The sequence below is a fragment of the Arthrobacter sp. NQ7 genome, assembly GCF_029581595.2.
Classification (GTDB): domain Bacteria; phylum Actinomycetota; class Actinomycetes; order Actinomycetales; family Micrococcaceae; genus Arthrobacter; species Arthrobacter phenanthrenivorans_B.
Map to the genome: position 1 here is coordinate 12,127 of NZ_JARFXU020000018.1, position 25,666 is coordinate 37,792.

23 protein-coding genes, 1 tRNA gene and 1 pseudogene are annotated in these 25,666 nt (G+C 66.7%); 16 read left to right on the plus strand and 9 right to left on the minus strand.

The window, feature by feature from the left end; all coding sequences use genetic code 11:
• Positions 1–75 precede the first annotated feature (75 nt).
• The 4 genes from PUN71_RS16770 to PUN71_RS16785 form a co-directional block, all read right to left on the minus strand.
• Complete coding sequence (locus PUN71_RS16770; protein WP_043455136.1) at positions 76–1,215, minus strand: bifunctional 2-methylcitrate synthase/citrate synthase; 1,140 nt, start codon at positions 1,213–1,215, stop codon at positions 76–78.
• 68 nt (positions 1,216–1,283) lie between these two features.
• Positions 1,284–2,186, minus strand: coding sequence for a methylisocitrate lyase (prpB, locus tag PUN71_RS16775; RefSeq protein WP_043455139.1), 903 nt, complete (start codon positions 2,184–2,186; stop codon positions 1,284–1,286).
• Positions 2,187–3,707: an MmgE/PrpD family protein gene (locus tag PUN71_RS16780; RefSeq protein ID WP_277799340.1), complete on the minus strand. Its 1,521-nt coding sequence runs from the start codon at positions 3,705–3,707 to the stop codon at positions 2,187–2,189. It abuts the gene before it with no gap.
• Positions 3,700–4,356, minus strand: a complete 657-nt coding sequence (locus tag PUN71_RS16785) for a GntR family transcriptional regulator (RefSeq protein ID WP_043455143.1) — start codon at positions 4,354–4,356, stop codon at positions 3,700–3,702. The genes PUN71_RS16780 and PUN71_RS16785 overlap by 8 nt, the downstream gene beginning before the upstream one ends.
• Before the next feature lie 172 nt (positions 4,357–4,528).
• Between PUN71_RS16785 and PUN71_RS16790 the strand changes: the two genes are divergently transcribed.
• The gene (locus tag PUN71_RS16790; protein ID WP_277799341.1) at positions 4,529–6,433 is read left to right on the plus strand and encodes an AMP-binding protein; all 1,905 of its coding nucleotides are present in this window, start codon (positions 4,529–4,531) and stop codon (positions 6,431–6,433) included.
• Positions 6,434–6,441: 8 nt separating this feature from the next.
• On the opposite strand, the gene PUN71_RS16795 is transcribed toward PUN71_RS16790, so the two are convergent.
• Both PUN71_RS16795 and PUN71_RS16800 read right to left on the minus strand, forming a co-directional pair.
• Positions 6,442–7,155, minus strand: coding sequence for a response regulator (locus PUN71_RS16795; protein WP_043455148.1), 714 nt, complete (start codon positions 7,153–7,155; stop codon positions 6,442–6,444).
• The gene (locus PUN71_RS16800) at positions 7,152–8,786 is read right to left on the minus strand and encodes a sensor histidine kinase (RefSeq protein ID WP_277799342.1); all 1,635 of its coding nucleotides are present in this window, start codon (positions 8,784–8,786) and stop codon (positions 7,152–7,154) included. The genes PUN71_RS16795 and PUN71_RS16800 overlap by 4 nt, the downstream gene beginning before the upstream one ends.
• A 158-nt stretch (positions 8,787–8,944) precedes the next feature.
• Between PUN71_RS16800 and PUN71_RS16805 the strand changes: the two genes are divergently transcribed.
• The 10 genes and pseudogenes from PUN71_RS16805 (at position 8,945) to PUN71_RS16850 (ending at position 18,567) form a co-directional block, all read left to right on the plus strand.
• A complete protein-coding gene (locus PUN71_RS16805) occupies positions 8,945–10,288 on the plus strand; it encodes a cation:dicarboxylate symporter family transporter (protein WP_043455154.1) in 1,344 nt (447 codons plus the stop codon).
• A 231-nt stretch (positions 10,289–10,519) separates the two neighbouring features.
• Positions 10,520–11,419 (plus strand): ParA family protein, encoded by a 900-nt coding sequence (locus PUN71_RS16810; RefSeq protein WP_110545595.1) that lies wholly within the window; start codon positions 10,520–10,522, stop codon positions 11,417–11,419.
• A gap of 7 nt (positions 11,420–11,426) precedes the next feature.
• The gene (locus PUN71_RS16815) at positions 11,427–12,242 is read left to right on the plus strand and encodes a segregation and condensation protein A (RefSeq protein WP_277799343.1); all 816 of its coding nucleotides are present in this window, start codon (positions 11,427–11,429) and stop codon (positions 12,240–12,242) included.
• Entirely contained in the window at positions 12,239–12,913 is a 675-nt protein-coding gene (scpB, locus tag PUN71_RS16820; RefSeq protein WP_277799344.1) for an SMC-Scp complex subunit ScpB, read from the plus strand. Before PUN71_RS16815 ends, scpB begins: the two co-directional genes overlap by 4 nt.
• 125 nt (positions 12,914–13,038) lie before the next feature.
• Complete coding sequence (locus PUN71_RS16825) at positions 13,039–14,259, plus strand: pseudouridine synthase (RefSeq protein ID WP_277799345.1); 1,221 nt, start codon at positions 13,039–13,041, stop codon at positions 14,257–14,259.
• A gap of 3 nt (positions 14,260–14,262) precedes the next feature.
• Positions 14,263–15,372 carry a prephenate dehydrogenase gene (locus tag PUN71_RS16830; RefSeq protein ID WP_277799346.1) on the plus strand — a complete coding sequence of 370 codons (1,110 nt, stop codon included), beginning with the start codon at positions 14,263–14,265 and terminating at the stop codon, positions 15,370–15,372.
• The gene (gene cmk / locus PUN71_RS16835; protein WP_277799347.1) at positions 15,372–16,085 is read left to right on the plus strand and encodes a (d)CMP kinase; all 714 of its coding nucleotides are present in this window, start codon (positions 15,372–15,374) and stop codon (positions 16,083–16,085) included. Before PUN71_RS16830 ends, cmk begins: the two co-directional genes overlap by 1 nt.
• A pseudogene (locus PUN71_RS16840) lies at positions 16,078–16,795 on the plus strand (lysophospholipid acyltransferase family protein). The gene cmk and the pseudogene PUN71_RS16840 overlap by 8 nt, the downstream one beginning before the upstream one ends.
• A 10-nt stretch (positions 16,796–16,805) precedes the next feature.
• Positions 16,806–18,353: a ribosome biogenesis GTPase Der gene (gene der, locus PUN71_RS16845; RefSeq protein ID WP_277799349.1), complete on the plus strand. Its 1,548-nt coding sequence runs from the start codon at positions 16,806–16,808 to the stop codon at positions 18,351–18,353.
• A gap of 137 nt (positions 18,354–18,490) precedes the next feature.
• Positions 18,491–18,567 (plus strand) — tRNA-Pro (locus PUN71_RS16850).
• 96 nt (positions 18,568–18,663) lie between these two features.
• Here the strand turns inward: PUN71_RS16850 and PUN71_RS16855 are convergent.
• Together PUN71_RS16855 and PUN71_RS16860 are read right to left on the minus strand one after the other, a co-directional pair.
• Positions 18,664–20,439, minus strand: a complete 1,776-nt coding sequence (locus tag PUN71_RS16855) for a polysaccharide deacetylase family protein (RefSeq protein WP_277799350.1) — start codon at positions 20,437–20,439, stop codon at positions 18,664–18,666.
• Positions 20,440–20,591: 152 nt separating this feature from the next.
• Positions 20,592–21,461 (minus strand): Fpg/Nei family DNA glycosylase, encoded by an 870-nt coding sequence (locus PUN71_RS16860; protein ID WP_277799351.1) that lies wholly within the window; start codon positions 21,459–21,461, stop codon positions 20,592–20,594.
• 166 nt (positions 21,462–21,627) lie between these two features.
• Here PUN71_RS16860 and gcvH point away from each other — a divergent pair, with 166 nt between their 5' ends.
• From gcvH to PUN71_RS16885, 5 genes are all read left to right on the plus strand, one after another.
• Positions 21,628–22,014: a glycine cleavage system protein GcvH gene (gene gcvH / locus PUN71_RS16865; RefSeq protein ID WP_043453131.1), complete on the plus strand. Its 387-nt coding sequence runs from the start codon at positions 21,628–21,630 to the stop codon at positions 22,012–22,014.
• A gap of 158 nt (positions 22,015–22,172) precedes the next feature.
• On the plus strand, positions 22,173–22,649 hold the full coding sequence (locus PUN71_RS16870) for an FHA domain-containing protein (protein WP_043453128.1): 477 nt from the start codon (positions 22,173–22,175) through the stop codon (positions 22,647–22,649).
• Between the two features lie 23 nt (positions 22,650–22,672).
• On the plus strand, positions 22,673–23,389 hold the full coding sequence (ftsR, locus tag PUN71_RS16875; RefSeq protein ID WP_277799352.1) for a transcriptional regulator FtsR: 717 nt from the start codon (positions 22,673–22,675) through the stop codon (positions 23,387–23,389).
• A complete protein-coding gene (locus tag PUN71_RS16880; RefSeq protein ID WP_043453120.1) occupies positions 23,389–23,892 on the plus strand; it encodes a bifunctional nuclease family protein in 504 nt (167 codons plus the stop codon). The genes ftsR and PUN71_RS16880 overlap by 1 nt, the downstream gene beginning before the upstream one ends.
• A 233-nt stretch (positions 23,893–24,125) precedes the next feature.
• A complete protein-coding gene (locus tag PUN71_RS16885) occupies positions 24,126–24,719 on the plus strand; it encodes a MerR family transcriptional regulator (protein ID WP_018763528.1) in 594 nt (197 codons plus the stop codon).
• Between the two features lie 83 nt (positions 24,720–24,802).
• Here PUN71_RS16885 and PUN71_RS16890 read toward each other — a convergent pair whose 3' ends face one another.
• Positions 24,803–25,621 (minus strand): ParA family protein, encoded by an 819-nt coding sequence (locus PUN71_RS16890; RefSeq protein ID WP_110545615.1) that lies wholly within the window; start codon positions 25,619–25,621, stop codon positions 24,803–24,805.
• Positions 25,622–25,666: the final 45 nt, after the last annotated feature.

Sequence of the window (25,666 nt, forward strand, 5' to 3'; positions counted from 1 at the left end):
CTCCAAGGCCCTTAACGGACGACGGCGGCCCGGGCACCGAGGTGCCGGACCGCCGTCGTCCGTTCCCGCCAAAGGCTAGGGAAGGTGCCGTTCCTCGGGACCGATGTATTCGCTCAGCGGCCGGATCAGCGAGTTGGAGTCCAGCTGCTCCATGATGTGCGCGGTCCAGCCGGTGATCCGGCTGGCCACGAACAGGGGAGTGAAGGTGGGGGTGTCGAAGCCCATCAGGTGGTAGGTGGGCCCGGCGGGGTAGTCAAGGTTTGGCTTGATCGCCTTTGCCTCGTCCATCGCCTGTTCCAGGCCGTTGTACAGGCCGAGCAGCTCGGGGCGGCCGTAGTGCGCGATCATCTTGTCCAGGGCGGCCTTCATGGTGGGGACACGCGAGTCACCGTGCTTGTAGACGCGGTGGCCAAAGCCCATGACTTTCTTCTTCTGCGCCAGGGCATTTTCCATCCAGGCCTTCGCCCGGGCCGCAGCCTCCTCGAGGGACTCCTCCTGCCGGATGCCGATCTCGTCGAAGGTGTGCATCACGGCTTCGTTCGCACCGCCATGCAGCGGGCCCTTGAGCGCCCCGATGGCGCCGGTCACGGCGGAGTGCAGGTCCGACAGCGTGGACGTGATCACCCGCGCGGTGAAGGTTGAGGCATTGAACGAGTGCTCGGCGTACAGGATCATCGACACGTTGAAGGCGTCCACCACCTCCGGGACCTGTTCCTCCCCGAAGGTCATCCACAGGAAATTCGCGGAATAGCCCAGGTCGTCCCGGGGCTCCACGGCGTCCTGCCCGTGCCGCCGGCGCTGGTCGTAGGCCACCACGCCTGGCATCGCGGCGAACAGGTCCACGGCCTTGGCCATGTTGGCCTCGCGGGAGGAATCCCCTGCCAGCGGGTGCCGCGCGCCCATCACGGACGCTGCGGTCCGGCAGACATCCATGGGGTGCGAGGTTGTGGGCAAGGCATCGATCACCTGCTTGACGACAGGATCCAGGGCACGGCCGGCGCGTTCCCGGGCCGTGAATTCGGCCAGCTGGTCCTTGGTGGGAAGTTCGCCGTTCCAGAGCAGGTAGGCCACTTCCTCGAAACTGCACCGGGCCGCCAGTTCCTGCACGGGGTATCCGCGGTAGAGCAGGGAGTTCGTGTCCGGGTTGACCTTCGAGACCGCGGTGTAGTCCACCACGACGCCGGCGAGGCCCTTTTTGATCTCATTTTCAGCCATGCTGAAACTCCTTTGTTCCTGAAGCCTGTTCCGGCCGCGGCCGGCTTTCCGTGGGTTGGTGCCGGGTGTTATGTTCCGGGGATCCGGAAGTTGAAGACTCCGGTGTCGAAGTGGTTGTAGGCCTCGTAGTCAACGAGGTCGTAGAGCCGGGCACGGGTCAACATGCCGGCAACCTGCGCCTCCTGGGTACCGTCGGATTTGATCGATTCCAGAGTACGCTCAGCAGCGCCCATGGCACTACGGAGCAGCGTGACCGGGTAGATGACCATATTGACGCCAACGCCTGCCAGCTCATCCACGGTGAACAGGTCGCTCTTCCCGAATTCGGTCATGTTGGCCAGGATCGGCACGTCCACGGCGTCGCGGATGGCCTGGAATTCGCTGAGGTCACGCATGGCTTCGGGGAAGATCGCGTCCGCGCCTGCGTCCACCAGGGCTTTCGCCCGGTCCTTCGCCGCGTCCAGGCCGTCCACGGCACGGATATCGGTCCGGGCCATGATGAGGAAGTTCGGGTCGCGGCGGGCGTCGGCGGCGGCGCGGATCCGTTTGGTGGCGGTGTCCAGGTCCACCACGTTCTTGCCGTCCAGGTGGCCGCAGCGTTTGGGGTTGAACTGGTCCTCGATGTGGAGTCCGGCCAGGCCGGCGTTTTCGAGCTCCTGCACGGTGCGGGCAACATTCATCGGTTCGCCGAAGCCGGTGTCGGCGTCCACGATGGAGGGCAGGTCCGTCATGCGGGCGATCTGCCCTGCGCGGGTGGCCACTTCGGTGAGCGTGGTCAGGCCGATGTCCGGCAGGCCCAGGTCGTTGGCCAGGACGGCGCCGGAGATGTAGACCCCGGCGAAGCCCTTTTCCTCGATCAGTCGTGCGGAGAGCGGATTGAACGCGCCGGGGAACTGCTGGATGGTCCCGGAGGCCAGCAGTTCCCGGAACCGGATCCGCTTCTGTTCCGGTGTGGTTTTCGAGTACAGCATCTAGAACAGTCCCTTCGGTGCCGCAGCGGGGTCGATAACGCCGGGGGCTGCGGTGATGTTCAGCTGGTCCAGTTCGCCCGCGGCGAGGTGGGGGAGGCGTTCGACGGCGGCCAGGAACCGTTCGATCTCGGCCTCCTCCACGAGCCCGGCGGCGAGGGTGCGGAACTTGTTGATGTACTGTTCCCGGGCGAACGGGCGGGCGCCGAGCGGGTGGGCGTCGGCGACGGCGATCTGGTCCGTAATAACGGTGCCGTCGGCGAGCGTGATCTCCACGGAGCCGCCGAAGGCTTTCTCTGCGATGTCCAGGGAGTGGTAACGGCGGGTCCACTCGGGGTCCTCCACGGTGGTGACCTTGTGCCACAGCTCTACCGTGTCCGGACGGGCAGCGCGTTCCGGGGCGTAGGAGTCCACGTGGTGCCAGGCGCCGTCCTGCAGGGCCACGGTGAAGATGTAGGGGATGGAGTGGTCCAGCGTTTCCCGGCTCGCGGTGGGGGAGTATTTCTGGGGGTCGTTGGCGCCGGAGCCGATCACGTAGTGGGTGTGGTGGCTGGTCTTGATCAGCACGGATTCGACGTTGGCCGGGTCGGTGACCTCGGGGTGTTCGCGGTGCAGCTTGCGGGCCAGGTCGATCCAGGCCTGGGCCTGGTACTCGGCGGAGTGTTCCTTGGTGTAGGTGTCCAGGATGGCGCGCTTGGCCTCGCCGGGCGTGGGGAGCGGGACCATGTAGGACGCGTCCGGGCCGTCCAGCATCCACGCGATCACTCCGTCTTCGCCCTCGTAGATCGGCACGGGGGAGGTTTGTCCGCGCATGGCCCGGTCGGCGGATTCGATGGCCATCTTGCCGGCGAAGGCCGGGGCGTGGGCCTTCCAGGTGGAGATTTCGCCCTTGCGGGACTGGCGGGTGGCGGTGGTGGTGTGCAGGGCCTGCCCGATGGACTGGAAGATGGTTTCGACGTCGAGGCCCAGCAGGGTGCCGATGCCGGCCGCGGCGGACGGGCCCAGGTGTGCCACGTGGTCGATCTTGTGCTTGTGCAGGCAGATGGCCTTGACCAGGTTGACCTGGATCTCGTAGCCGGTGGCGATGCCGCGGACCAGGTCGTGTCCGCTGGAGCCCACGTGCTGGGCGACGGCGAGGATCGGCGGGATGTTGTCTCCGGGGTGGGAGTAGTCCGCGGCGAGGAACGTGTCGTGGTAGTCCAGTTCCCGGACCGCCACCCCGTTGGCCCAGGCAGCCCATTCCGGAGCCACCCGGTCCTCAATGCCGAAGACCCTGGACCCCTTGCCGCCCGTGCTGGGACCGTGGGTCAGTGCCTGGGCGCGGGCGGCGACGATGGGGGCCCGGTTCAGCGAGGCGATGGCCACGGACGCGTTGTCGATGATCCGGTTGATCACCATCTCCGTGACCTCGTCGGTGACCTCCACCGGATCGGCAGCGACCTGGGCGATCTTGTAGGCGAGCTGGTCCTCCCGGGCCAGGTTCTCCTCGCTTTTGTAGACGCGGACGTGGTGTTCCTTAACCATGGTGCTCCTTCGGGTGGGATGAGTGGGTTGCTTTAACGTGGGAGAGGCTTCGGTGCAGGTGGATGACCGTGGCTGCCTCGGCGAGCTTCGGGTTCCCTGCCGCGATCGCTTCGGCGATTGCTGCATGCTCGGCGGCCGCAGCGGTGAGGCGGCCGGCATCGTCCGCCGCCAGCCGGCGGATGCGCACCAGGTGCACGCGAAGGCTCCGCATGGCCTGGGCCAGGTATGAGTTGGAGATGGCGGCGTCGATGGCCGCATCGAGGCGACCCACCAGTTCGTAGTAGTCATGCAGTGCCGGTGTGTCACCGCTGATCAATTCCGGAGCCCGGAGCAGTTCGCGCCGCAGCTGATCGAACAAAGCGGCGTCACCACGGCTGGCGGCCAGGGCCGCAGCCCTGGCCTCGAGGGTTTCACGCAGTTCGAACAGTTCGTCGATATCGTCGAGGGAGATGTCCGTGACCACCACGCCCCGGCCGCCCGCCGTCGTCAGCCCTTCAGCCGTGAGGCGGCCCAGAGCCTCCCTCAGCGGGGTCCGCGACACTCCAAGGCGTTCGGACTGCTCCACCTCAGCCAGGACCGTCCCGGGTGCCAGTCGCCATTCGATGATGTCGTCCCGCAGGGCGGCATAGGCTCTTTCGCTGGCGCGCATCGGTCTCCTTCCCTTGGCTGACTCCGACCAGTGTATACACAGACGAGGCTAGAGAACAGGATAGAAATAGAAAGGCGGGATTCGGGGGTTTTTTGTATACAAAGCTCTTGTGATCACCACTCGCCCGCAGCTACCATGAGCTGCATCACAACGTCGTGGACGGGAACACCTCATGGGCATCAGCGGCTACCGGGACAGCTACCAGCGCAGCATTGAACAGCCCGAAGACTTTTGGCTGGAGGCGGCGGAGAAGATCTCCTGGAGCTCTCCGCCTGCCCGGGCCCTTGATGCCTCCCGGGCACCGCTGTACGGCTGGTTTCCCGACGGCGTGCTCAATACCTGCTACAACGCCCTGGACCGCCATGTGGCCGAGGGCCGCGGCGGCCAGGACGCCCTCATCCACGACTCCGCCATGCTGGGAACCCGGCAGCGGTACACGTACGCCGAGCTCACCGACCTGGTAGCGCGTTTTGCCGGCGTACTGCGGACCCACGGCGTGGGCAAGGGGGACCGGGTGGTGATCTACATGCCCATGATTCCGGAGGCCGCCATCGCCATGCTGGCAGCTGCCCGGCTCGGAGCGGTCCACTCGGTAGTCTTCGGCGGTTTTGCCCCCAAAGAACTTGCTGCCAGGATCCGCGACGCCGCCCCGGCTGCAGTGGTCACTGCCTCAGGCGGAATCGAACCTTCGCGCCGCATCGAGTACCTTCCCGCCGTCGCAGCGGCGCTGGAACTGTCCGGTTCGCCCGGGCTGCCCGTCCTGGTCAAGGCACGTGAGGGCTTTGCGTCCACGGTCGCGGACCACCCCGGGTGGCTCGACTGGGACACGGCCATGGCGTCCGCCGCCCCCGTGGATCCTGTCGACGTGCGGGCCAGGGACCCGCTCTACATCCTCTACACGTCGGGAACCACAGGAACGCCTAAGGGCGTGGTGCGGGACAACGGGGGCCACGCTGTCGCGCTCCGCTGGACGCTGGAGAACATCTACGGCGTCGGCCCCGGTGACGTCATGTGGACCGCGTCGGACGTCGGCTGGGTGGTGGGGCACTCGTATATCGTCTACGGCCCGCTGCTGGCCGGGGCCACCACGGTGATGTACGAAGGCAAGCCGGTGGGCACCCCGGATGCCGGCGCCTTCTGGCGCGTCGTGCAGGACCACAAGGTAAATGTCCTGTTCACCGCGCCGACCGCGCTGCGGGCCATCCGCAAGGCGGACCCGGAGGCGTTGCTGCTGCAGCGGTATGGTGTCTCCAGCCTCCGGACGCTGTTCACTGCCGGCGAGCGGCTGGATACCGACACGTTCCATTGGGCCTCCCGGATCCTTGGCGTGCCCGTGGTGGACCACTGGTGGCAGACCGAAACCGGCTGGGCCATCTGCGCCAATCCGCGCGGCCTGGAGCCGCTGCCCATCAAGGCCGGCTCACCCAGCGTTCCGATGCCCGGATTCCGGCTGGCAATCCTGGACGGCGCGGGCGGGGAGGTGGCATCGGGCACCGAGGGCAACATTGTGCTCGGACTGCCGCTGCCGCCGGGCACCCTGACCACGCTGTGGGGGAACGATGAGCGCTACGTATCCTCCTATCTGCAGGCCTTCGAGGGCTTCTACGCCACGGGTGACTCGGGGTACCGGGACGAGGACGGCTACCTGTTCGTCATGGGACGCACGGACGACATCATCAACGTCGCCGGCCACCGGCTCTCCACCGGTGCCATGGAACAGGTCATCGGCCAGCACCCCGCCGTCGCCGAGTGCGCCGTCGTCGGACTCGCAGACCCGCTGAAAGGCCAGCGGCCCAGTGGCTACGTGGTGCTGAAATCAGGGGTCGACATTCCCCGGGACATCCTGGCCAGGGACTTGGTGGCGCTGGTCCGGCGGGATATCGGTGCAGTGGCGGACTTCAAGGAGGTGACCGTGGTGGACACCCTGCCCAAGACGCGGTCCGGCAAGATCCTCCGCAAGACGATGCGCCAGATAGCCGACGGCGGGGAATACACCGTTCCCTCCACAATCGAAGACCCGGCGGTCATCGACCAGTTGCTGGGAGTCCTCCGGGCAGGCGAAGCAGACGCCCGCTGAAGGCCGCCTCAGCGAGGGTTCCAGCGGTATTCGTTTTCCGGCCGCCCGGGCGTGCCGTAGCGGGCCGTCCTGGACACTGTTCCCGCGTCGGCAAGGTACTCAAGGTAGCGCCGCGCCGTGACGCGGGACATGCCCAGGGCGTCCATGACCTCCGTGGCGGACACGGCGTCGGCGCGGCCCCGGAGGAATTCCTGGACCGAACCCAGGGTGGAGGCGGAGAGGCCCTTGGGAAGCGGAAGTTCCGAAGGTGTCCGGAGGCTGGCGAACGCGCGGTCAACCTCACTCTGGGACGCGCCCGCCTTGCCGGACCCACCGCTCGCTCCGGCAAGCTGTTGCCGGAACTGCCGGTAGTTCTCCAACTTGTCGGAAAAGGTGGCGAACGTGAACGGCTTGATCAGGTACTGGACAACGCCAATGGCCACGGCGCTCCGGACGATGGCCAGCTCGCGGACTGCCGTAATGGCAATGATGTCGGCCAGGATCCCGGCCGAACGCATCCGGCGGGCAATATCCAGGCCGTGCAGATCGGGCAGGTTCATATCCAGCAGGACAAGCTCCACCGGTTCTCCCGCCGCAACGAACTCATTCAGCAGCCGCAGGGCGGACTGGCCATCGGGGGCGGTGCCCGCCAGTTCGAATCCCTCCAGGCGCCCTATGTAGGCGGCATGGGCAGCCGATGCTATGGCCTCGTCCTCAACAACGAGGACCCGGATGCTGCTCACTGTCTGTGCTCCTTTTCCGGCGGCAACGCTGCGGGCAGGAAAACTTCGAACTTGGCGCCGCGCCGGCCGTTGATGGCCAGCGTACCGCCCAGCCGCTGCACGGCCTGCCGGACCAGGGCCAGGCCAATGCCGCGGCCCCCGGTCCCGGCAGGCTTGGTGCTGAATCCATGCCGGAATATTTTCTCCGCATCGGCGGCCTCGATGGGTGTCCCGGAATCGTCGACGGCGATGTCCAGGCCTTCCTCGTCGGCCTCCAGTGTCAGGACTACCCGCCGGGGCGGCGGTGCTTCCGCGGCTGCGTCGATGGCATTGTCCAGGAGGTTGCCCAGGATCGTCACCAGGTCCTGGACGGCAACGCCGGGGGCGGCGCCGGAGCCAAGGGTGGAGACATCCAGCTGTACACCGCGTTCGTGGGCCTCGGCCACCTTGCCCATGACCAGCGCACCCACCACGGGTTCATCGATCGAGCCCACCATGTCATCTGTCAGCTGCTGGCTCAGGGCCAGGTCCTTGGTCGCAAAGTCGAGGGCTTCCCCGGTCCGGCCCAGTTCCAGGAGCGACACCATCGTATGCAGCCGGTTGGCGTGTTCGTGGGTCTGGGCCCGGAGGGCGTCGGACAGGGTCCGCATGGTCTGCAGCTCGCTGCCGAGCGCTTCGATCTCCGTCCGGTCCCGGAGGGTGGCGACGGTTCCGTACACGGGCACCTTCCCGCGCATGCCGGGGGACTCGGGCGCCCTGGCCGGTCCTTGGTTGACCACCAGGACCCGGGAGCCCGTCAGGACAATCTCGTCCTTGGTGGTCCGTCCGGACTCAAACAGGTTGCGAAGGTCCTCGTCGAGGGGAAGCTCTGCCAGTGAAGGAGGCCTTGTGGGGTCGGTGCTGCCGGTCTCAGCCAGGCCGAGCAGTTCCGCAGCCTGGTCGTTGTACATCACCACCCGCTTCCGGGAGTCGACGAGGATCAGCCCTTCACGGACCGAGTGCAGGACGGACTCGTAGTAGGCGAACAGCTGCGCGAGCTGCTCGGGACCCCAGCCGCGGGTGACGCGCCGCAGGTACCTGCCGAGCAGCCATGAGGCCAGGGAACCACCCACCAGCAGGGCGGCGCCGACGGCCAGCAGGACCGGCAGGCGCCCGGCGAACGCAATATCAACGCTGCGGACGGTGACTCCCACCGCCACCAGCGCCTTGACCGTGCCCGCCGGATCCTTGACGGGAACAATGGTGCGCACCGACGGTCCCAGCGTCCCTGCCGTGACTTCGGTGAAGGCATGTCCACGCAGTGCCTCGTCGATGGAGCCGATGTAGGGGCGGCCCAGTTCCTCGTCCCGCGGATGCGTCCAGCGGGTCCGGTCCGGGGCCATGATGGTGATGAAGTCCACGTGCGCGGCCGACGTGACATCCTTGGCATAAGGCTGCAGGACGGCGGACGGATCGGGCGTGGCGGCAGCCTGCAGCACCAGGGGATTGGCGGCGATGGAGGCCGCCACCCCCTCCATCCGGCGGCCGGCCTCGTCGTACGTCCGGTCCCGGGCGTCCACGTAGGCGGCGGTGCCGACGATGGCGATAAACGACACGACGATCAGCAGGTTTGCCAGGAAGAGCCGGCGGGCGATACTCCAGCGGTGGATCATGCCTGCCTTCCTTCGACCCTGCGGGTGCCGCGACCAATATGAACGCAACGGTGAGCTGGATCACGGGGTGCCCAATGATGGATATCACATCCCACGGACGTGGTGGGCCCAGAGATTGCGCCGCAGCGTCTATCAGAATATCCACAAGGAGACACATCATGGCTTCTCAACGAGGAGAGTCGCTCGAGACCGCCGCACCGCGGCGCAAGGGGCTGGACAAGTCCCACTACCTCTACATCGCCGTCATCGTCGCCGTGGTCCTTGGCGCGGTGGTGGGCCTGCTGTTCCCGGAAGTGGGCAAGTCCCTCAAGCCCCTGGGTGACGGCTTCATCAAGCTCATCAAGATGATGATCGCACCGGTCATCTTCTGCACCATCGTCCTGGGCATCGGCTCCATCGCCAAGGCAGCCACCGTGGGCAAGGTGGGCGGCCTGGCACTGGGCTACTTCGTCATCATGTCCACCTTCGCCCTGGCCATCGGCCTGGTGGTAGGCAACCTCATCCACCCGGGCGAGGGCCTGAAGCTGGCGCCCTACGACCCCAACAAGAAGGCGGCAACCGACAGCACGGTGGACTTCCTGTTGGGCATCATCCCGGGTGACATCCCCGTCCTGCCCACCCTCCTGGCCGCCATCCTGGTCGGCTTCGCGCTGCAGAAGATGGGAGCCCAGGGTGCCCCGATCCTCAAGGCCATCGGACACGGCCAGGCGCTGGTGTTCCGCATCCTCATCATGATCATGTGGCTCGCCCCGGTGGGTGCCTTCGGTGCCATCGCCGCCGTCGTCGGTGCCACCGGCGTCCAGGCGATCGTGAGCATGTTCACCCTGATGATCGCCTTCTACATCACCTGCGCACTGTTCATCGTGGTTATCCTGGGCGGTCTCCTGCAGGTGGTTGCCGGCGTCAACATCTTCAAGCTGATGAAGTACCTGGCCCGCGAGTACCTCCTCATCTTCTCCACCTCTTCCTCCGAAGCCGCGCTGCCGAGGCTGATCGCCAAGATGGAACACCTGGGTGTCTCCAAGCCCGTCGTCGGCGTCACCGTTCCCACCGGCTACTCCTTCAACCTGGACGGAACGGCCATCTACCTGACCATGGCCTCGCTGTTCGTGGCCAACGCGATGGGAACCCCGCTGGACCTTGGCGCCCAGATCTCCCTGCTGGTCTTCATGATCATCGCTTCCAAGGGCGCCGCCGGTGTAACCGGCGCCGGCCTGGCAACCCTGGCGGCAGGCCTGCAGGCACACCGTCCCGAGCTGCTCGGCGGCGTGGGCATGATCGTCGGCATCGACCGCTTCATGTCAGAGGCCCGCGCCCTGACCAACTTCACCGGCAACGCCGTCGCCACCGTCCTGGTGGGCACCTGGGTCAAGGAGATCGACGGCGGCCAGGTCACCCGCGTCCTCTCCGGCGAACTGCCCTTCGATGAGCAGACCATGATGGCCGGACACGGTGAAATGGCGCCAAAGGAAGAAGGCGCACGCGAGGCTGCGAAGGCCTAGCCACTGCCGCCGGAACCGCCGGAAACCGCCCCCGCAGCAACGCTGTGGGGGCGGTTTTACGTCCATCGGCAGCTCAACCTTCGACCTCAGCTAGAGGGTAAAGGCTCAACATCCGCGGAAAGTCAAGTTCCGTCGAATACCGTGTCGGGCGCTGTAACCTAGGGAGCAGAACGAACGGCGCTGGCGAGCCAGCGGCAGGAAATCACCGTCATCGAAAGTGTGGACAGATACGTGAGCAGCGAACAGGGTTCAGCAACTCTGGAGGGCACGGAATTCGACCTGGAAAACGCGGTGATGGGCCCCACCGGGCGCCCATACCGGGAGTTCCCGGAACCCGCGCCGCTGTCCTCCCACGGTCCGGCGCGCGTCATCGCCATGGTCAACCAGAAAGGCGGGGTGGGAAAGACCACCTCCACCATCAACCTCGCGGCAGCCCTGGCCGAATACGGCCGCCGGGTCCTGCTGGTGGACTTCGACCCCCAGGGTGCGCTGTCCGCCGGCCTGGGAGTCAACCCGCACGAGCTGGACCTCACCGTGTATAACGTGCTGATGGACCGGAAGGTGGATATCCGCGAGGCCATCCACCAGACGGGCGTCGAGAACGTCCACCTCCTGCCGGCAAACATCGACCTCTCGGCAGCGGAGGTGCAGCTCGTCAACGAGGTCGCACGTGAGCAGGTCCTGGACCGTGCGCTGAAGAAGGTCGAGGACGACTACGACGTCGTCCTCATCGACTGCCAGCCTTCCCTGGGCCTCCTGACGGTCAACGCCCTCACCGCGGCGCACGGCGTCATCATCCCGCTCATTTGCGAGTTCTTCGCCCTCCGCGCTGTGGCGCTCCTGGTCGAAACCATCGACAAGGTCCAGGACCGGTTGAATCCCCGGCTGCAGGTGGACGGCGTGCTGGCCACCATGTACGACGCCCGGACACTGCACAGCCGCGAGGTGATCACCCGGCTGGTGGAGGCCTTCGGGGACAAAGTCTTCGAAACCGTCATCAAGCGCTCCATCAAGTTCGCGGATGCCACCGTCGCTGCGGAACCCATCACCAGCTACGCCGGAAACCACGTGGGTGCCGACGCCTACCGCCGGCTGGCCAAGGAGCTGATCTCCCGCGGCGGCGCACCCTAGCCACGCCGTGGCCGACTCCAAACCCGGCTTCGAGGTTCGGCTGGCCAACTTCACGGGTCCGTTCGACCTCCTCCTGGGCCTGATTGCCAAGCACCAGCTGGACATCACCGAGGTCGCGCTTGCCACGGTCACGGATGAGTTCATCAAGTACATCCGCAAACTGCAGCAGCTCGGTGAGGAATGGGCCCTGGACGAGGCCAGTGAATTCCTGGTGGTTGCCGCCACCCTGCTGGACCTCAAGGCTGCCCGGCTCCTTCCGGCCGGGGAAGTCGAGGACGACGAGGATATCGCGCTGCTGGAGGCCCGGGACCTTCTCTTTGCCCGCCTGCTCCAGTACAAGGCCTTCAAACACGTGGCAGGCATCCTCGGGGAAACCCTGCACCAGGAAGCGCGGCGGTTTCCACGCCAGGTCGCGCTTGAGGAGCACTTTGCGGCCATGCTTCCGGAACTGGTGTGGAGGCACACGCCCGAACAGTTCGCCGCCCTCGCCGAAGCAGCGCTCCGGCCGAAGATCCAGGCACAGCCGCCCCAGGTGGCCCTTGGCCATCTGCATGGCAGTAACGTCAGCGTCAAGGAACAGGCCGAGGTCCTTGGCCGCCGGCTCCAACAGGAGTCTCCGTTGACGTTCCGCACCCTGACAGCCGACGCCGGGTCAACCCTGGTGGTGGTGGCCCGGTTCCTGGCCCTGCTGGAGCTGTTCCGGGACAGGGCGGTCGCGTTCGACCAGCTGTCCCCGCTGGCAGAACTCGCCATCCACTGGACGGCCGACGGCCGCGACTGGTCGGCCGACAACCTGAGCGAAGAGTACGAGGAGCAACCGTGAACCCCCAGCAGCAGGACACGCAGCCGCAGGAGGACCAGGACGGGGGCCAGGAATTCGCGGATCTTCCCGGCGGTGCAAAGGCCGCCCTGGAGGCAGTGCTCATGGTCCTGGACCAGCCCGCCACCGAGGAGGAGCTGGCCTCGGGAATCGGCCTCACGGTGGACACCGTCCGCTCCCTGCTCGCAGAACTGCAGCGCGAGTATAACGGCTATACTGTTAAAGCCCCGGAGATGGAAAGTGCCAGCCACGCTGGCCTCGGTTCCAGCCCCCGGGGTTTTGAATTGCGGAACATCGCCGGTGGCTGGCGGATCTACTCGCGGGCGGATTTTGCCGACGTCGTTGGCAAATACGTGCTGGAGGGCCAGACGGCCAGGCTCACGCAGGCGGCTCTGGAGACACTGGCGGTCATCGCGTACCGCCAGCCCGTGTCCCGGGCCCGGGTGTCCGCAATTCGTGGGGTCAACGTCGATTCCGTCGTCCGGACACTGGCCCAGCGCGGCCTGATCGAGGACGCCGGAACGGATCCCGAATCCGGTGCACTCCTTTACCGGACCACCTCGTACTTCCTGGAACGGATGGGTATCACATCGGTGGGCGACCTGCCCCGGCTGTCGCCCCACCTTCCGGGGCTCGAGGGGATCGCGGAGTTCTACGACGCCGACACCATGTAGGCGCCAGCACCCTGCCGGCGCCGGTTTGTTTACAGGTTTATTCATCAGGGCAGACGAAGTCTGCACGGCTGGATAGGGTTGTCCTTGGACATCTCTGCCGGCCAACACATCTCGAAGGACGGGTCATGACACAGGCGGGACGCCAGGGTTCACCACGTAACGGATCAGGACGCAGCGGCAACGAACGCGGCGGCCAGCGGGGCAATGCCCAGCAGCGCAACGCGCAGGGCGGAAGCTTCGGCGGCGGCTCGCGCGGAGGAACCGGCAAGCGCGCCGCCGGATTCGGCGCCGATAGGCCGCACCGCGCGCCGAAGCCGCGCGAAGAACGCTTCATCGACCCCGACCTCGCAGGGGACCAGCAGAGCCGTGGGCCCGAAGGCACCAAGGGTGCCAAGCCGTCGTCGCGCAAGCCTGCCGCCCGCAAGCCCGGCGCCAAAAAGGCCCCGGGAACTCCCGGTGCGCCCAAGCCCAAGCCGCGCACCGGTGCTCCCGGGGCGGCAGCTTCGCGCGCCTTCGGCAGCGAACGCTTCGGCCAGAACCTGGGCCCGGTCCGCAAACCCGCGCGGAAGAAGGGGCCGCGCGGCAGCGTTCCCCAGTCGGACCTCCACGATGCCGACGGCGTGCGCCTGCAAAAAGTGATGGCGTCCGCAGGAGTTGCCTCCCGCCGCGTCTGCGAGGAGATGATCGCGGAAGGCCGCGTCGAGGTGGACGGCAAGGTAGTCACCGAACTCGGCGTCCGTGTCGACCCCAAGACGGCCGTAATCCACGTGGACGGCCTGCGGATCCAGCTGGACGAGAACCTGGTCTACATGGTGTTCAACAAGCCCAAGGGCGTGGTGTCGACCATGGAGGACCCCGAAGGCCGGCCGTGCATCAGCGACTTCCTGAAGAGCAACAAGAACACCACCGAACGCCTCTTCCACGTCGGCCGGCTCGACGTCGCCACCGAAGGCCTGCTCCTGCTGACCAACGACGGCGAACTTGCCAACCGGTTGACCCACCCGTCCTACGAGGTCCCCAAGACCTACCTCGTGCAGGTGCGCGGGCCGTTCCCGCAGGGCGTCGGAGCGCAACTGAAGTCCGGCGTCGAACTGGAGGACGGCTTCGCGAACGTTGACTCCTTCCGGCTGGTGGACTCCACCCCGGGCCACGTCCTGATCGAAGTTGTGCTGCACTCCGGCAAGAACCGGATTGTCCGCCGCCTCTTCGACGCCGTCGGCTTCCCGGTCCAGCGCCTGGTCCGCGTCAAGGTGGGCCCCATTGGCTTGGGCGACCAGCGCCAGGGCAGCATCCGCAACCTGGGCAAGCAGGAAGTCGGCCACCTGCTGGCATCCGTAGGGCTCTAGGGCATGTCCGCGTTCAAAAGCCAGGGCCGCGGCCATCTGGACGGCCCGGTGGTGGTCATCGGCACCGGGCTGCTTGGCGCCAGCATCGGGCTCGGGCTGCGGGGGCGGGGCGTGCCGGTGTTCCTTTCCGACCCCTCGCCCACCAATCAGGCCGTGGCGGTGGACATCGGCGCCGGACGTCCTTTGGCGGACCTTGGCGGGGCCGGCCCGCAGCTCGTGGTGGTCGCCGCACCGCCGGACGTTACTGCGGATGTGGTGTCCAAGGCGCTCGCTGACTATCCCGACGCCGTCGTGGTGGACATTGCCAGCGTCAAGGCCGACATCCTGTCGCGGCTCCGCAGCCTCGGCGCCGACCTGTCACGCTACGTGGGAACCCACCCCATGGCGGGCCGGGAAAAGTCCGGCCCGGTAGCTGCGCGCGGCGAACTGTTCACCTCCATGCCGTGGGTGCTCTGCCCCTCGGAGGAGACGTCCGGTGCTGCCCTGCAGGTGGCCCGTTCGCTCGCTTCGGACCTCGGAGCGGTGGTGTCGCAGTTCAGCGCCGATGAGCATGATGAAGCCGTGGCCCTGGTGTCGCACCTGCCGCAGGTCATGTCGTCGCTGCTGGCCAGCCGCCTGCAGGGTACTCCGCTGCATGCGCTGTCCCTGGCCGGCAACGGCCTGCGCGATGTCACCAGGATCGCTGCCAGCGATCCCACCCTGTGGGTGCAGATCCTGGGCGGCAATGCAGCCAAGGTGGTGGAGATCCTGTACGGCGTCCGTGAGGACCTGAACCGCCTCATCGGGACGCTCGAACAGCCCACCGCCCCGGGTGCACGGCTGGACCTCGCCCAGCTCATCAGCGAAGGCAACGCCGGCCAGGCCCGGATTCCCGGGAAGCACGGCGGGCCGCCGCAGGCCTACTCCTGGCTCACCGTCCTGGTGGACGACAAACCCGGCCAGATCGCGCAGCTGCTCACCGAAATCGGTGAAATCGGCGTGAACGTCGAAGACCTGCGCCTGGACCATTCCTCCGGTCAGAACGTTGGCATGGTGGAATTGTCTGTGTTGCCGAACAAGCACGACCACCTGATCGAAGCTCTCAACGACCGCGGATGGCGGGTACTTCAGTAATGACACAGGAACTCCTCGAAACCATGCGCGCGCTGCGCATCGGCCGGCCGCTGGTGGTTGCCATCGACGGGCCGTCAGGCTCAGGTAAATCGAGCGTGAGCAAGGAAGTCGCCCGCAGGCTCCGGCTGGCCTACCTGGACACCGGGGCGATGTACCGTGCCTTGACCTGGTACTGCCTGGCCGAAGGCATCGACCTTGCCGATACTCCTGCCGTGGAGCAGGCATCCCGGGACTTCGCCCTGGAATTGAGCACCAGCCCGCTGGAGGAATACGTGCGGGTGGGCGGGGTGGACGTTACCGACGCCATCCGCGAGCCGGCCATCTCCTCCGCCGTCAGCGCAGTGGCCACTACCCTCGGTGCCCGGACCGAACTGATCCGGCGGCAGCGGGACCTGATTGAAAAGCACCACCGCCGCATGGTGGTGGAAGGCAGGGACATCACCACCGTCGTCGCTCCCGGCGCCGAGGTGCGCATGCTCCTCACCGCCAGTGAAGAAGCCAGGCTGCGGCGGCGCGGGATCCAGCTGGGCGGCACGCAGAACGCCGAGCAGCTGGCTGCCCAGGTGACGCACCGGGATGCCAAGGACTCCACCGTGGTCAACTTCACCCAGGCGGCAGACGGTGTGGTCACGCTGGACTCCTCGGACCTGGACTTCGAACAGACTGTGGACGCAGCCCTCGTGATCGTCACCAAGGTCCTCAACCGTGACTGACGCCGGGGCAAGCCTGCCTTCCACGCTCACCACGGCGTGGAGCAGGCCGGTTGGCTGGATCCTGGACCACCTGGTCTACCGGACCACCGTGACCGGCAGGAGCAACGTTCCCACGGGCGGGCCGGTGATTTTCGCCGCGAACCACATCAGTTTCCTGGACGGGCCGGTGATGTTCGGCGCTGCTCCGCGGCCAATGCACATCCTGGTGAAACAGGAAATGTTCAAGGGCTTCCTGGGCCGGGTGCTCACAGCATCCGGACAGCTGCCGCTGGACCGGCGGGGGGACCGGGCTGCGCTGCAGCGCTGCAAGGACGTGCTCGACGCCGGCCGCTGCGTTGGGATCCTTCCAGAAGGAACACGGGGGAGCGGGGCAGCCGCTGACATCAATGGCGGCGTGGCCTGGCTGGCGCTGAACTCAGGGGCACCGGTGGTTCCGGTTGCCGTCCTGGGCACCCGGCAGGGCGATGAGCACCTGGACTTCGTGCCACGGCCCGGCCGGCGCTTCCACGTCAGCTTCGGATCAGCCCTCACGCTGGCCCGCCGGGCCGGCGAAACCGGGCGTGCTTCAATGGACAGGGCGGCGCAGGACATCCGTGCCGCGCTGGCAGGGCACGTCCAGGACACCATAGAACTCAGCGGGCAGCCCTTGCCCCACGCTGACCACAAAGACTTTTCAGCAGTAGCCGGGGACGCCGGCAGATGACCACTAAGGACAGTGCAATGAGCGACACCACCCAGACTTCCGGGCCTTCCGGCGCCGAGGACGAATACACGCCCACCGGCACCGACCAGGTTGCCGAACGGCTGGCAGCAATCGACGACGACGAAGCGGAACTGCGTGCCGCGTCCCTTCGGGCCGGCCTTGAGGACTACGACCTTGACGAGGATGACGCTGCCCTCCTGAGCGGGGAATACGGCGACGAGGAATTTGACGGTCCGGTCAAGCTCGATCCCGTCCTGGCGATCATCGGCCGGCCCAATGTGGGGAAATCCACGCTGGTAAACCGCATCCTGGGCCGGCGTGAAGCAGTGGTGGAGGACACCCCGGGCGTCACCCGTGACCGCGTCATGTATTCAGCCAACTGGAATGGCCGCAACTTCACCCTGGTGGACACCGGCGGGTGGGAACACGACGCCCGCGGCATCCATGCCCGGGTTGCCGAACAGGCCGAGATGGCCGTTGAACTCGCCGACGCCGTGCTCTTCGTGGTGGACTCGGCCGTCGGCGCCACCGCCACGGATGAAGGCGTCATGAAGATGCTGCGCCGCAGCAAGAAACCGGTCATCATGGTCGCCAACAAAGTGGACGACTTCGCCCAGGAAGCGGACAGCGCCGCACTGTGGGGCCTCGGCTTCGGTGAACCGTACCCGGTCTCGGCCCTGCACGGCCGCGGTGTGGCCGACCTCCTCGATCACGTCATGGACGTACTGCCGGAGTTCTCCACCATTGAGGGAACGGACCGCTCCGGCGGCCCGCGCCGCATTGCCCTCATCGGCCGGCCCAACGTGGGCAAGTCCTCGCTGCTGAACAAGCTGGCCGGATCAGAACGCGTGGTGGTGGACAACACCGCCGGCACCACCCGTGACCCGGTGGATGAATTCATCGAACTCGGCGGCCGCACCTGGCGGTTCGTCGACACCGCGGGAATCCGGCGCCGCCAGCACATGGCCCAGGGCGCGGACTACTATGCCTCGCTCCGGACGCAGGCCGCGCTGGAGAAGGCGGAGGTCGCCGTCGTCCTCCTTGCGGTGGACGAGGTCCTCAGCGAGCAGGACGTGCGCATCCTGCAGCTGGCCATCGAATCGGGCCGCGCGCTGGTGCTGGCCTTCAACAAGTGGGACCTGCTCGACGACGAACGCCGCCGCTACCTGGAACGCGAAATCGAGCAGGACCTGGCCCACGTCGACTGGGCGCCGCGCGTCAACATCTCCGCCAAGACGGGATGGCACAAGGACCGCCTGGTCCCGGCCCTTGACCTGGCGCTGGAGAACTGGGACAAGCGCATCCCCACCGGGCGGCTCAACGCCTTCCTGGGCGAGCTCGTTGCCGCGCACCCGCACCCGGTCCGCGGCGGCAAGCAGCCCCGCATCCTCTTCGGCACCCAGGCCTCCAGCCGGCCGCCGAAGTTCGTGCTGTTCACCACCGGATTCCTGGACCCGGGATACCGCCGCTTCATCACCCGCCGCCTGCGCGAGACGTTTGGATTCCAGGGGACCCCCATCGAGGTCAGCATGCGCGTGCGCGAGAAGCGCGGCCGGAAGCGTTAATTGCGACACACCTTTGGGCTGAACACCGGAAAGTGTCACTGGCACCCCTTCGGATCGTGTAAGCTCTTCTAGGTGGTTCGGCCGGACTGCTGATGAGAATCCTTGGATTCGAATGCAGCGGAGAACGGCGGGACCAGCGGGCTGTAGCGCAGCTTGGTAGCGCACTTGACTGGGGGTCAAGGGGTCGCAGGTTCAAATCCTGTCAGCCCGACCAAAAAGCGGAAAGCGCCGGAGAATTTCTCCGGCGCTTTCCGCTTTTTTGGGTTCGTAGTGGTTCGGTGTCCCGGGCGGTACCGGGCACAGCGGCCAGTCAGCCGAGGGCGGCGTCGAGGGTAACGAAGCCGTAGCCTGCCGCACGGAGTTGGGATATCACCTGGGGGAGGGCCGCGGCGTCGAGCGTTGAGCCGTCGTCGGGGTTCGAGCCGAGGTGCATCAGGACGATCTCCCCGGGCTGTGCGGAGGCCATGACGCGTTGGACGACGAAGCCCGGTCCGCGGGTTCCGTTCATGGTGCCTTGCCAGCCCAGGGTGTCAACGGTCCACCGGACGGCCGCGTAGCCGGCACCGTTGACGTCAGCGATCGTGCGCGAATCACGGGCGCCGAACGGGAAGCGGAAGAACGGGAGGGGGTCTCCTCCCGCTGCCTCGATGGTCCTCTGTGCGCCGCTGATCTCGGCCGCGATCTGGGCGTCCGTCAGGGTGGTGAAGTCCGGATGGGTCATCGAGTGGTTGCCGATCCGATACCCCGCGTTGTAGATCAGCGCCGGGTCGGACGGGAACTGGTTCACCCAGTCTCCGGTAAGGAAGAACGTGCCCGGGACCCCGTTGGCTGCGAGGGTGCCGAGGATCGAACGGAGGGCGGCGTCGTTGGCGCCTGCGTCGAACGTCAGCGCTACGACCTTCTGCGTGGTCGGTATGCGTTCAAGGTCCACCCCCAGGAGCGACGACGGGACACTGGTGTAGATAACCTCCGTCCTGCCGCTGGCCGCGTGCCACAGGATCGAACCATGCTGGAAGTCGCTGCGGCGCCCACCGGTGATGCCGTATTCGCCGCTGATCGGGTAGCCGAGCCGGCTGCGCTCCCAGCCGAGGGCCACCCACTGGGCCCGGATGCCTCCATATACCTCGTGGGCTCCCGTGGCGGGCGACCAGTAGATCGAGGAGCCACCGTTGGTTCCGCTGAAGTGGTTGTACCGGCCGATACCGTCGGGGGTGCCGGTTTCGTCCGTCAAGGGGAAACCGAGTACCCCGGCCGGTCCGCCGAGTGTGAGATATTGTCCGCGGATGGCGCCGTGGACTTCGTGGGCTCCGGTGCCGGGGCTCCAGTAGATCGATCCTCCGGCGAAGTCGTTGTACCGGCCGCCGGCGCCTGGGGTGGTGGCCTCGTCGGTGAGCGGGAAGCCAAACAGGCCTGCGGGTCCACCGAATGCGAGGTAGTGCCCGCGGATGGCGCCGTGGACTTCGTGGGCTCCGGTGCCGGGGCTCCAGTAGATCGATCCTCCGGCGAAGTCGTTGTACCGGCCGCCGGCGCCTGGGGTGGCGGTTTCGTCGGTGAGCGGGAAGCCAAACAGGCCTGCGGGTCCACCGAATGCGAGGTAGTGCCCGCGGATGGCGCCGTGGACTTCGTGGGCTCCGGTGCCGGGGCTCCAGTAGATCGATCCTCCGGCGAAGTCGTTGTACCGGCCGCCGGCGCCTGGGGTGGCCGTTTCGTCGGTGAGCGGGAAGCCAAACAGGCCTGCGGGTCCACCGAATGCGAGGTAGTGCCCGCGGATGGCGCCGTGGACCTCGTGCGCTCCCGTGCCCGGGCTCCAGTAGATCGTTCCGCCCGTGTAGTCCTGGGCACGGCCCCCGGCGATGTCGTACGCGCTGCCGACAGGCGTGCCGAGGAACGATGCGCCGCCGAGCTGCTCATAGTGCTGGACGATTGCATCGTCGCCGGTTTGCCCGGCCATCGCCGCGGGGACGCCCCGCTGCCCAGCCACCGCTGATGCGGCAGCCACGGATGGTGCCGGCGGTGTTCCCCCAAGGCCACCGCCAAGCGCGAGGGCCAAGGCTATTCCGAGGACGGCGGGTCGGTAGCGGCGCATTGTGACCCCTTCGTGCTGATCGAGACATGCGAGCCTTGCTCACGACGCTACGCCCGGGCCGCATGCCCGGATAGGACCGGAAGTCCCGAACCGCAACCCCATCCGGCGTGGGGCCTGCCTGCGGCGCTGCTCCACTGCCGGGCCCGATCTTCCTACTTCAGGAACCTGGACGTCCTGCGGTCCGCCAGGATCTTGCCCTTCGTCTGGCAGGTGGGGCAGTACTGCAGGGCCGTATCCGCGAACGAAACTTCCCGCACCGTGTCACCACAAACAGGGCAGGGCTGGCCCGTGCGGGCATGCACCCGCATGTGGCTGCGTTTGACGTCCTTAAGGTCCTTGGGCGGCTTGCCCCGCGCCTCCGCCAGCGCTTCGCCGAGCACGCTGTGGATGGAGTCGTACAGCACCTGCACGGTCTGCCGGTCCAGGGACTTCGCAATGGCGAAGGGCGAAATCCGCGCGGCGTGCAGGATCTCGTCACTGTAGGCGTTGCCGATGCCGGCAATGACGCTCTGGCTGCGCAGGAGTCCCTTGATCTGCTGCGGGCTGCCGGCAAGGATCTCCGCCAGCATGTCGGCGTCGAACGCTTCGGTAAAGGGATCCGGGCCGAGGGCGGCGATGCCGGGCACCTCCTGTGGATCCCGCACCACGTAGACCGCCAGGCTCTTCTTGGTACCCGCTTCCGTCAGGTCCAGGCCACGGGGACCGTTCGGGCCCGAGAAGGTACAGCGGACTGCGATGAGGCCCTTGCCCATCCGCAACTGGCTGTCTGCGGGGGAGTCCGTGAAGCGGACCCAGCCGGCGCGCGCCAAGTGGAACACCAGGGAGATGCCGTCCGTGTCGATGCTGATGAACTTTCCAAACCGGCGGACGCCGGACACAGTGCGCCCCTCGATGGCGTTGAAGGGCGGATCCGCCGTCTTGAGCACCGCGAAGGAGACAACCTGCAGTTTGGAGACCACGCAGCCGCGCAGCTGTTCATCAAGGAAGGTGGCCAGGCCAGCCACCTCAGGCAGTTCCGGCATGGCTAACGGTCCTCTCCCAACAATGTTGCACCGGTGCTTGCACTCATGCATCCCATCCTGTCAGAAAGGCCGGTGCCGGCCCCGGCAGATATGCCTATACTTTCAGCGGCGGCCCGATTGACGGGCCCCTTTTGACCTTGGCGTGCACCCCGATGAAAGGCCTCCCATGAGCAACATTCCCGAAGACCTGTCCTACACCGCCGAACATGAGTGGGTCAGCGCCCCGAATGCCGACGGCGTGGTCCGCGTGGGAATCACCGACTTTGCCCAGGACGCCCTCGGGGATGTCGTTTACGCCCAGATGCCCGAGGTCGGCACAAAGATTACGGCAAACGAAGTGGTGGGTGAGGTGGAGTCCACCAAGAGCGTGAGCGACATCTACGCGCCCGTTTCCGGCGAAGTGGTGGCCCGGAACGAGTCCCTGGACAGCGATTCGGCCCTCATCAACTCCGACCCGTACGGCGACGGCTGGCTCATCGAGGTCAAACTGGCCGAGCCCGACGCGGTTGAGTCCCTGCTCAGTGCATCCGAGTACGAACAACAGGTAGGCTAAAGCTAACCGGTAATTCCGGTCCGGCCCCGCGTCGCAGGCACCGCGTCTTCGCACGTCAGGGCCGGATCGCGGGAGCCGGTGCCGGACCTGCCGGGCAGGGTCGGAGAGTACACGTTGGTTGTGGGCCTGATGCCCGCAACGTCTAAGAGGAGGAATCCATGGCTGGCCACAGACACAACCCTGCCGAGGGGGAGTACGGCACGGGTGCGGCTAAGGCGTCGGAGACCACCTCGATCCACCTCACCCCCGTCACCGACGAACCCACCATCGCCCCCCGATTGTCCTCGGATGAGCGCAACTCCGTGGAGGCCCTGCCCGCCGGTTCGGCGCTGCTGGTGGCCCACAGCGGCCCGAATGCCGGCGCCCGGTTCCTGCTGGATTCCGACGTCACCACTGCCGGCCGCCACCCGGACGCGGACATTTTCCTCGACGATGTCACGGTGTCCCGCCGGCACGTCGAATTCCGGCGCACCGCACGCAGCTTCGAAGTCGTGGACAAGAACAGCCTGAACGGCACCTACGTTAACCATGACCGCGTGGACCGCGTGGAGCTGAAGTCGGGCAGCGAGGTCCAGATCGGCAAGTTCCGCCTCACCTTCTACCTGAGCCCTGCCACGGCCGCAGGCCGCAGCTGACCCGGGGACCGCTGCCTGTGGCAATGGCACAACCGGAACGCCGGGGTCCCCAGGTCCTGAACATCGGCGAGGTCCTCGCCCAGCTGAGCGCCGACTTCCCGGGTATGACCGCGTCGAAGATCCGGTTCCTTGAGGAAAAAGGGCTGATCAACCCCCGGCGGACCCCTGCCGGCTACCGGCAGTATTCCGACGGCGACGTTGAGCGGCTGCGCTTCGTGCTGGCCCTGCAGCGGGACCAGTACCTGCCGCTGAAAGTCATCAAGGACTACCTTGACGCCATCGACAGGGGCGAGCGCCCGGAGAACCTGCCGCCCGGCGTCGTGGTTTCGCCGCGCATCGTCTCTGACGAGCTGGCGGCGGAACTGCAGAGCCGCGGCCGCAAGCTGAGTGAGGAACAGCTCCGCACCGAATCAGGTGCCAGTGTTCCCCTGCTGCAGTCACTCCTGGACTTCGGCCTCATCAGCCACAGCAACGGCCAGTTCGACGAGCATGCCCTCCAGGTTGCCCGAGCCTGCGTCCAGCTGGAAAGCCACGGCCTGGAACCCCGGCACCTTCGGCCGTTCCAGGCAGCAGCCGAACGGGAATTCGGCCTGGTGGAACGCGCGGTCGCACCCCTTGCCTCGCGCAGGGACCCGGCATCGCAGGCGCGTGCAGCCGAGGCCGCCCGCGAGATCAGCGACCTCTGCCTCACCCTGCACCGGGCCCTGGTGCAGGACCACATCTCACGCATGGACATCTGATGATCGAAGTCGAGATTGTAGGCGTTCGGATCGAACTGCCTTCCAACCAGCCGCTGGTCCTGCTTAAGGAGATGCACGGCGAACGCCATGTTCCCATCTGGATCGGCACCCCGGAGGCCAGCGCCATCGCCCTGGCCCAGCAGGGGGTGGTTCCGCCCCGGCCTATGACCCACGACCTCCTGGTGGACGTGGTGGAGTCCCTGGGCCACTCGGTGGTCAGCGTGAACATTGTCGCCGTGGAGGACAACATCTTCTACGGGCAGCTGCAGTTCGAGAACGGCACCACGGTGAGCTCAAGGGCCTCGGATGCCCTGGCGATCGCCCTGCGGGCGAAGTGCCGGATCTGGTGCGCCGACTCCGTCATGGATGAAGCCGGAGTCCGCATTACGGAGCACGACGAGGGGGAGGACGCCGAGCCCGGCCCCACGGTGGATGAGGAACGCGAACTGCGCCGTTTCCGCGAATTCCTGGACGACGTGGAACCAGAGGATTTCGACGGCTAAGGTCACGTTAAGGTTAAAGTTAAGCCTGAAACTTTCGACACGCCTCTTCCAAGCCCCCAGGGTCTTTGACCTCGGGACCCGCCGGGCCTAACGTCGAAGTATCAAGTTCCCTTGCTTACGGCACCCGCGCAAGTCACACTGGAAAGTGCGCCCCGCGGAAAAATTACACGCATGGTCTTCATGCCAAGGCAGCCGTGTCAGTTCCGGGGGAGCGTACGACAAGGAGGATCCAGGTGAGTCCCAAAGGCGAAGCAGGCGGGCTGAAACAGCCCACGGCTGGTGTTGCTGTGCCCGTGAGCGGTGCCCAAGGCCTCCTGTTCACCGAGGATCTCCCCGTCCTGGACGAAGACGCGGGCTACCGCGGACCCACCGCCTGCAAGGCTGCAGGCATCACCTACCGCCAGCTGGATTACTGGGCCCGCACCGGCCTGGTTGAGCCCGCCGTCCGCGGTGCTGCCGGATCCGGCTCGCAGCGGTTGTACGGCTTCCGCGACATCCTGGTGCTCAAGGTGGTTAAGCGCCTCCTCGATACGGGAGTTTCCCTCCAGCAGATCCGGACCGCCGTCGAGCACCTGCGGGAGCGGGGTGTCGAGGACCTGGCCCAGATCACGCTGATGAGCGACGGCGCCAGCGTCTACGAGTGCACCTCCGCCGACGAAGTCATCGACCTGGTCCAGGGCGGCCAGGGCGTCTTCGGCATCGCGGTGGGTCGCGTCTGGCGCGAAGTTGAAGGCAGCCTTGCCTCGCTGCCCAGCGAGCACGCCGCCGAGCAGTCCTTTCCCGACGACGAGCTGAGCAAGCGCCGCGCCGCACGGAAGATCAGCTGACGTCCAAAACCTCACGACAGACCAAGGGCCGCCCTCCAGCTGGAGGGCGGCCCTTGCTTTTCAATCAGTGTCTGTGGGGTTGGTCAGCGCGCGCGGCTGCGCAGGCCGCTGCCGGCCGCCATCAGGTTGGACAGGAGGTCATCAAACAGACCTGCCGCCGACTTGGCGGAGTCTCCCGGCCAATGGTGCACCGGGTGGGCGGCGCCTTGGATTTGCTGCCAGTTTGCCTGCTCCGGGATGCGCGGGCTCAGCAGCAGCTCGCCGAACATGGACTCCATCTCCGCGAGCCGGTACGTGTGCTCGGAGGAGCCGCTCCGCACCCTGTTGGCTACGATGCCAGCCGGTGTCAGGCCGGGCGCAAACTCCTGCTTGAACAGCTGGATGGCGCGCATGGTCCGTTCCGTTCCGGCCACCGAAAACAGTCCCGGCTCGGCAACCAGGGCAACCTTGTCGCTGGCCGCCCAGGCCATGCGGGTCAGGCCGTTCAGCGACGGAGGGCAGTCGACCAGGACCAGCTGGTAGCCATCGGCGCCGGCCAGGACCGCTGAAAGCCGGCGAAGGTCGCGGCGGCCCAGGTCCGGCCGGTCGTAGATGCCGGTGTAGGCGGAGCCGACGGCGACATCCAGGACAGCGGGCCCGGAACCATTGGAGGGGGTGCGGTCCGCCCAAGTACTGCGCACCACATTCTCAGCCAGCTTTGCCCGGCGGGGACTCTTCAGCATCCTGCCGATATCCAGCTGGTCACCGGGGTGGACTCCGAGGGCGGTGGTGGCGTCGGCATGCGGATCGAGGTCCACCACGAGCGTGCTGACTCCCGCGGCCAGCGCCGCAGACGCCAATCCTGTGGTGACGGAAGTCTTGCCGACTCCACCCTTGAGGCTGCTGATGCTGACTACTTGCACTTGAGAGACCAAAACCTAACGCCGGATGCCGTGTTGGGGGTAATG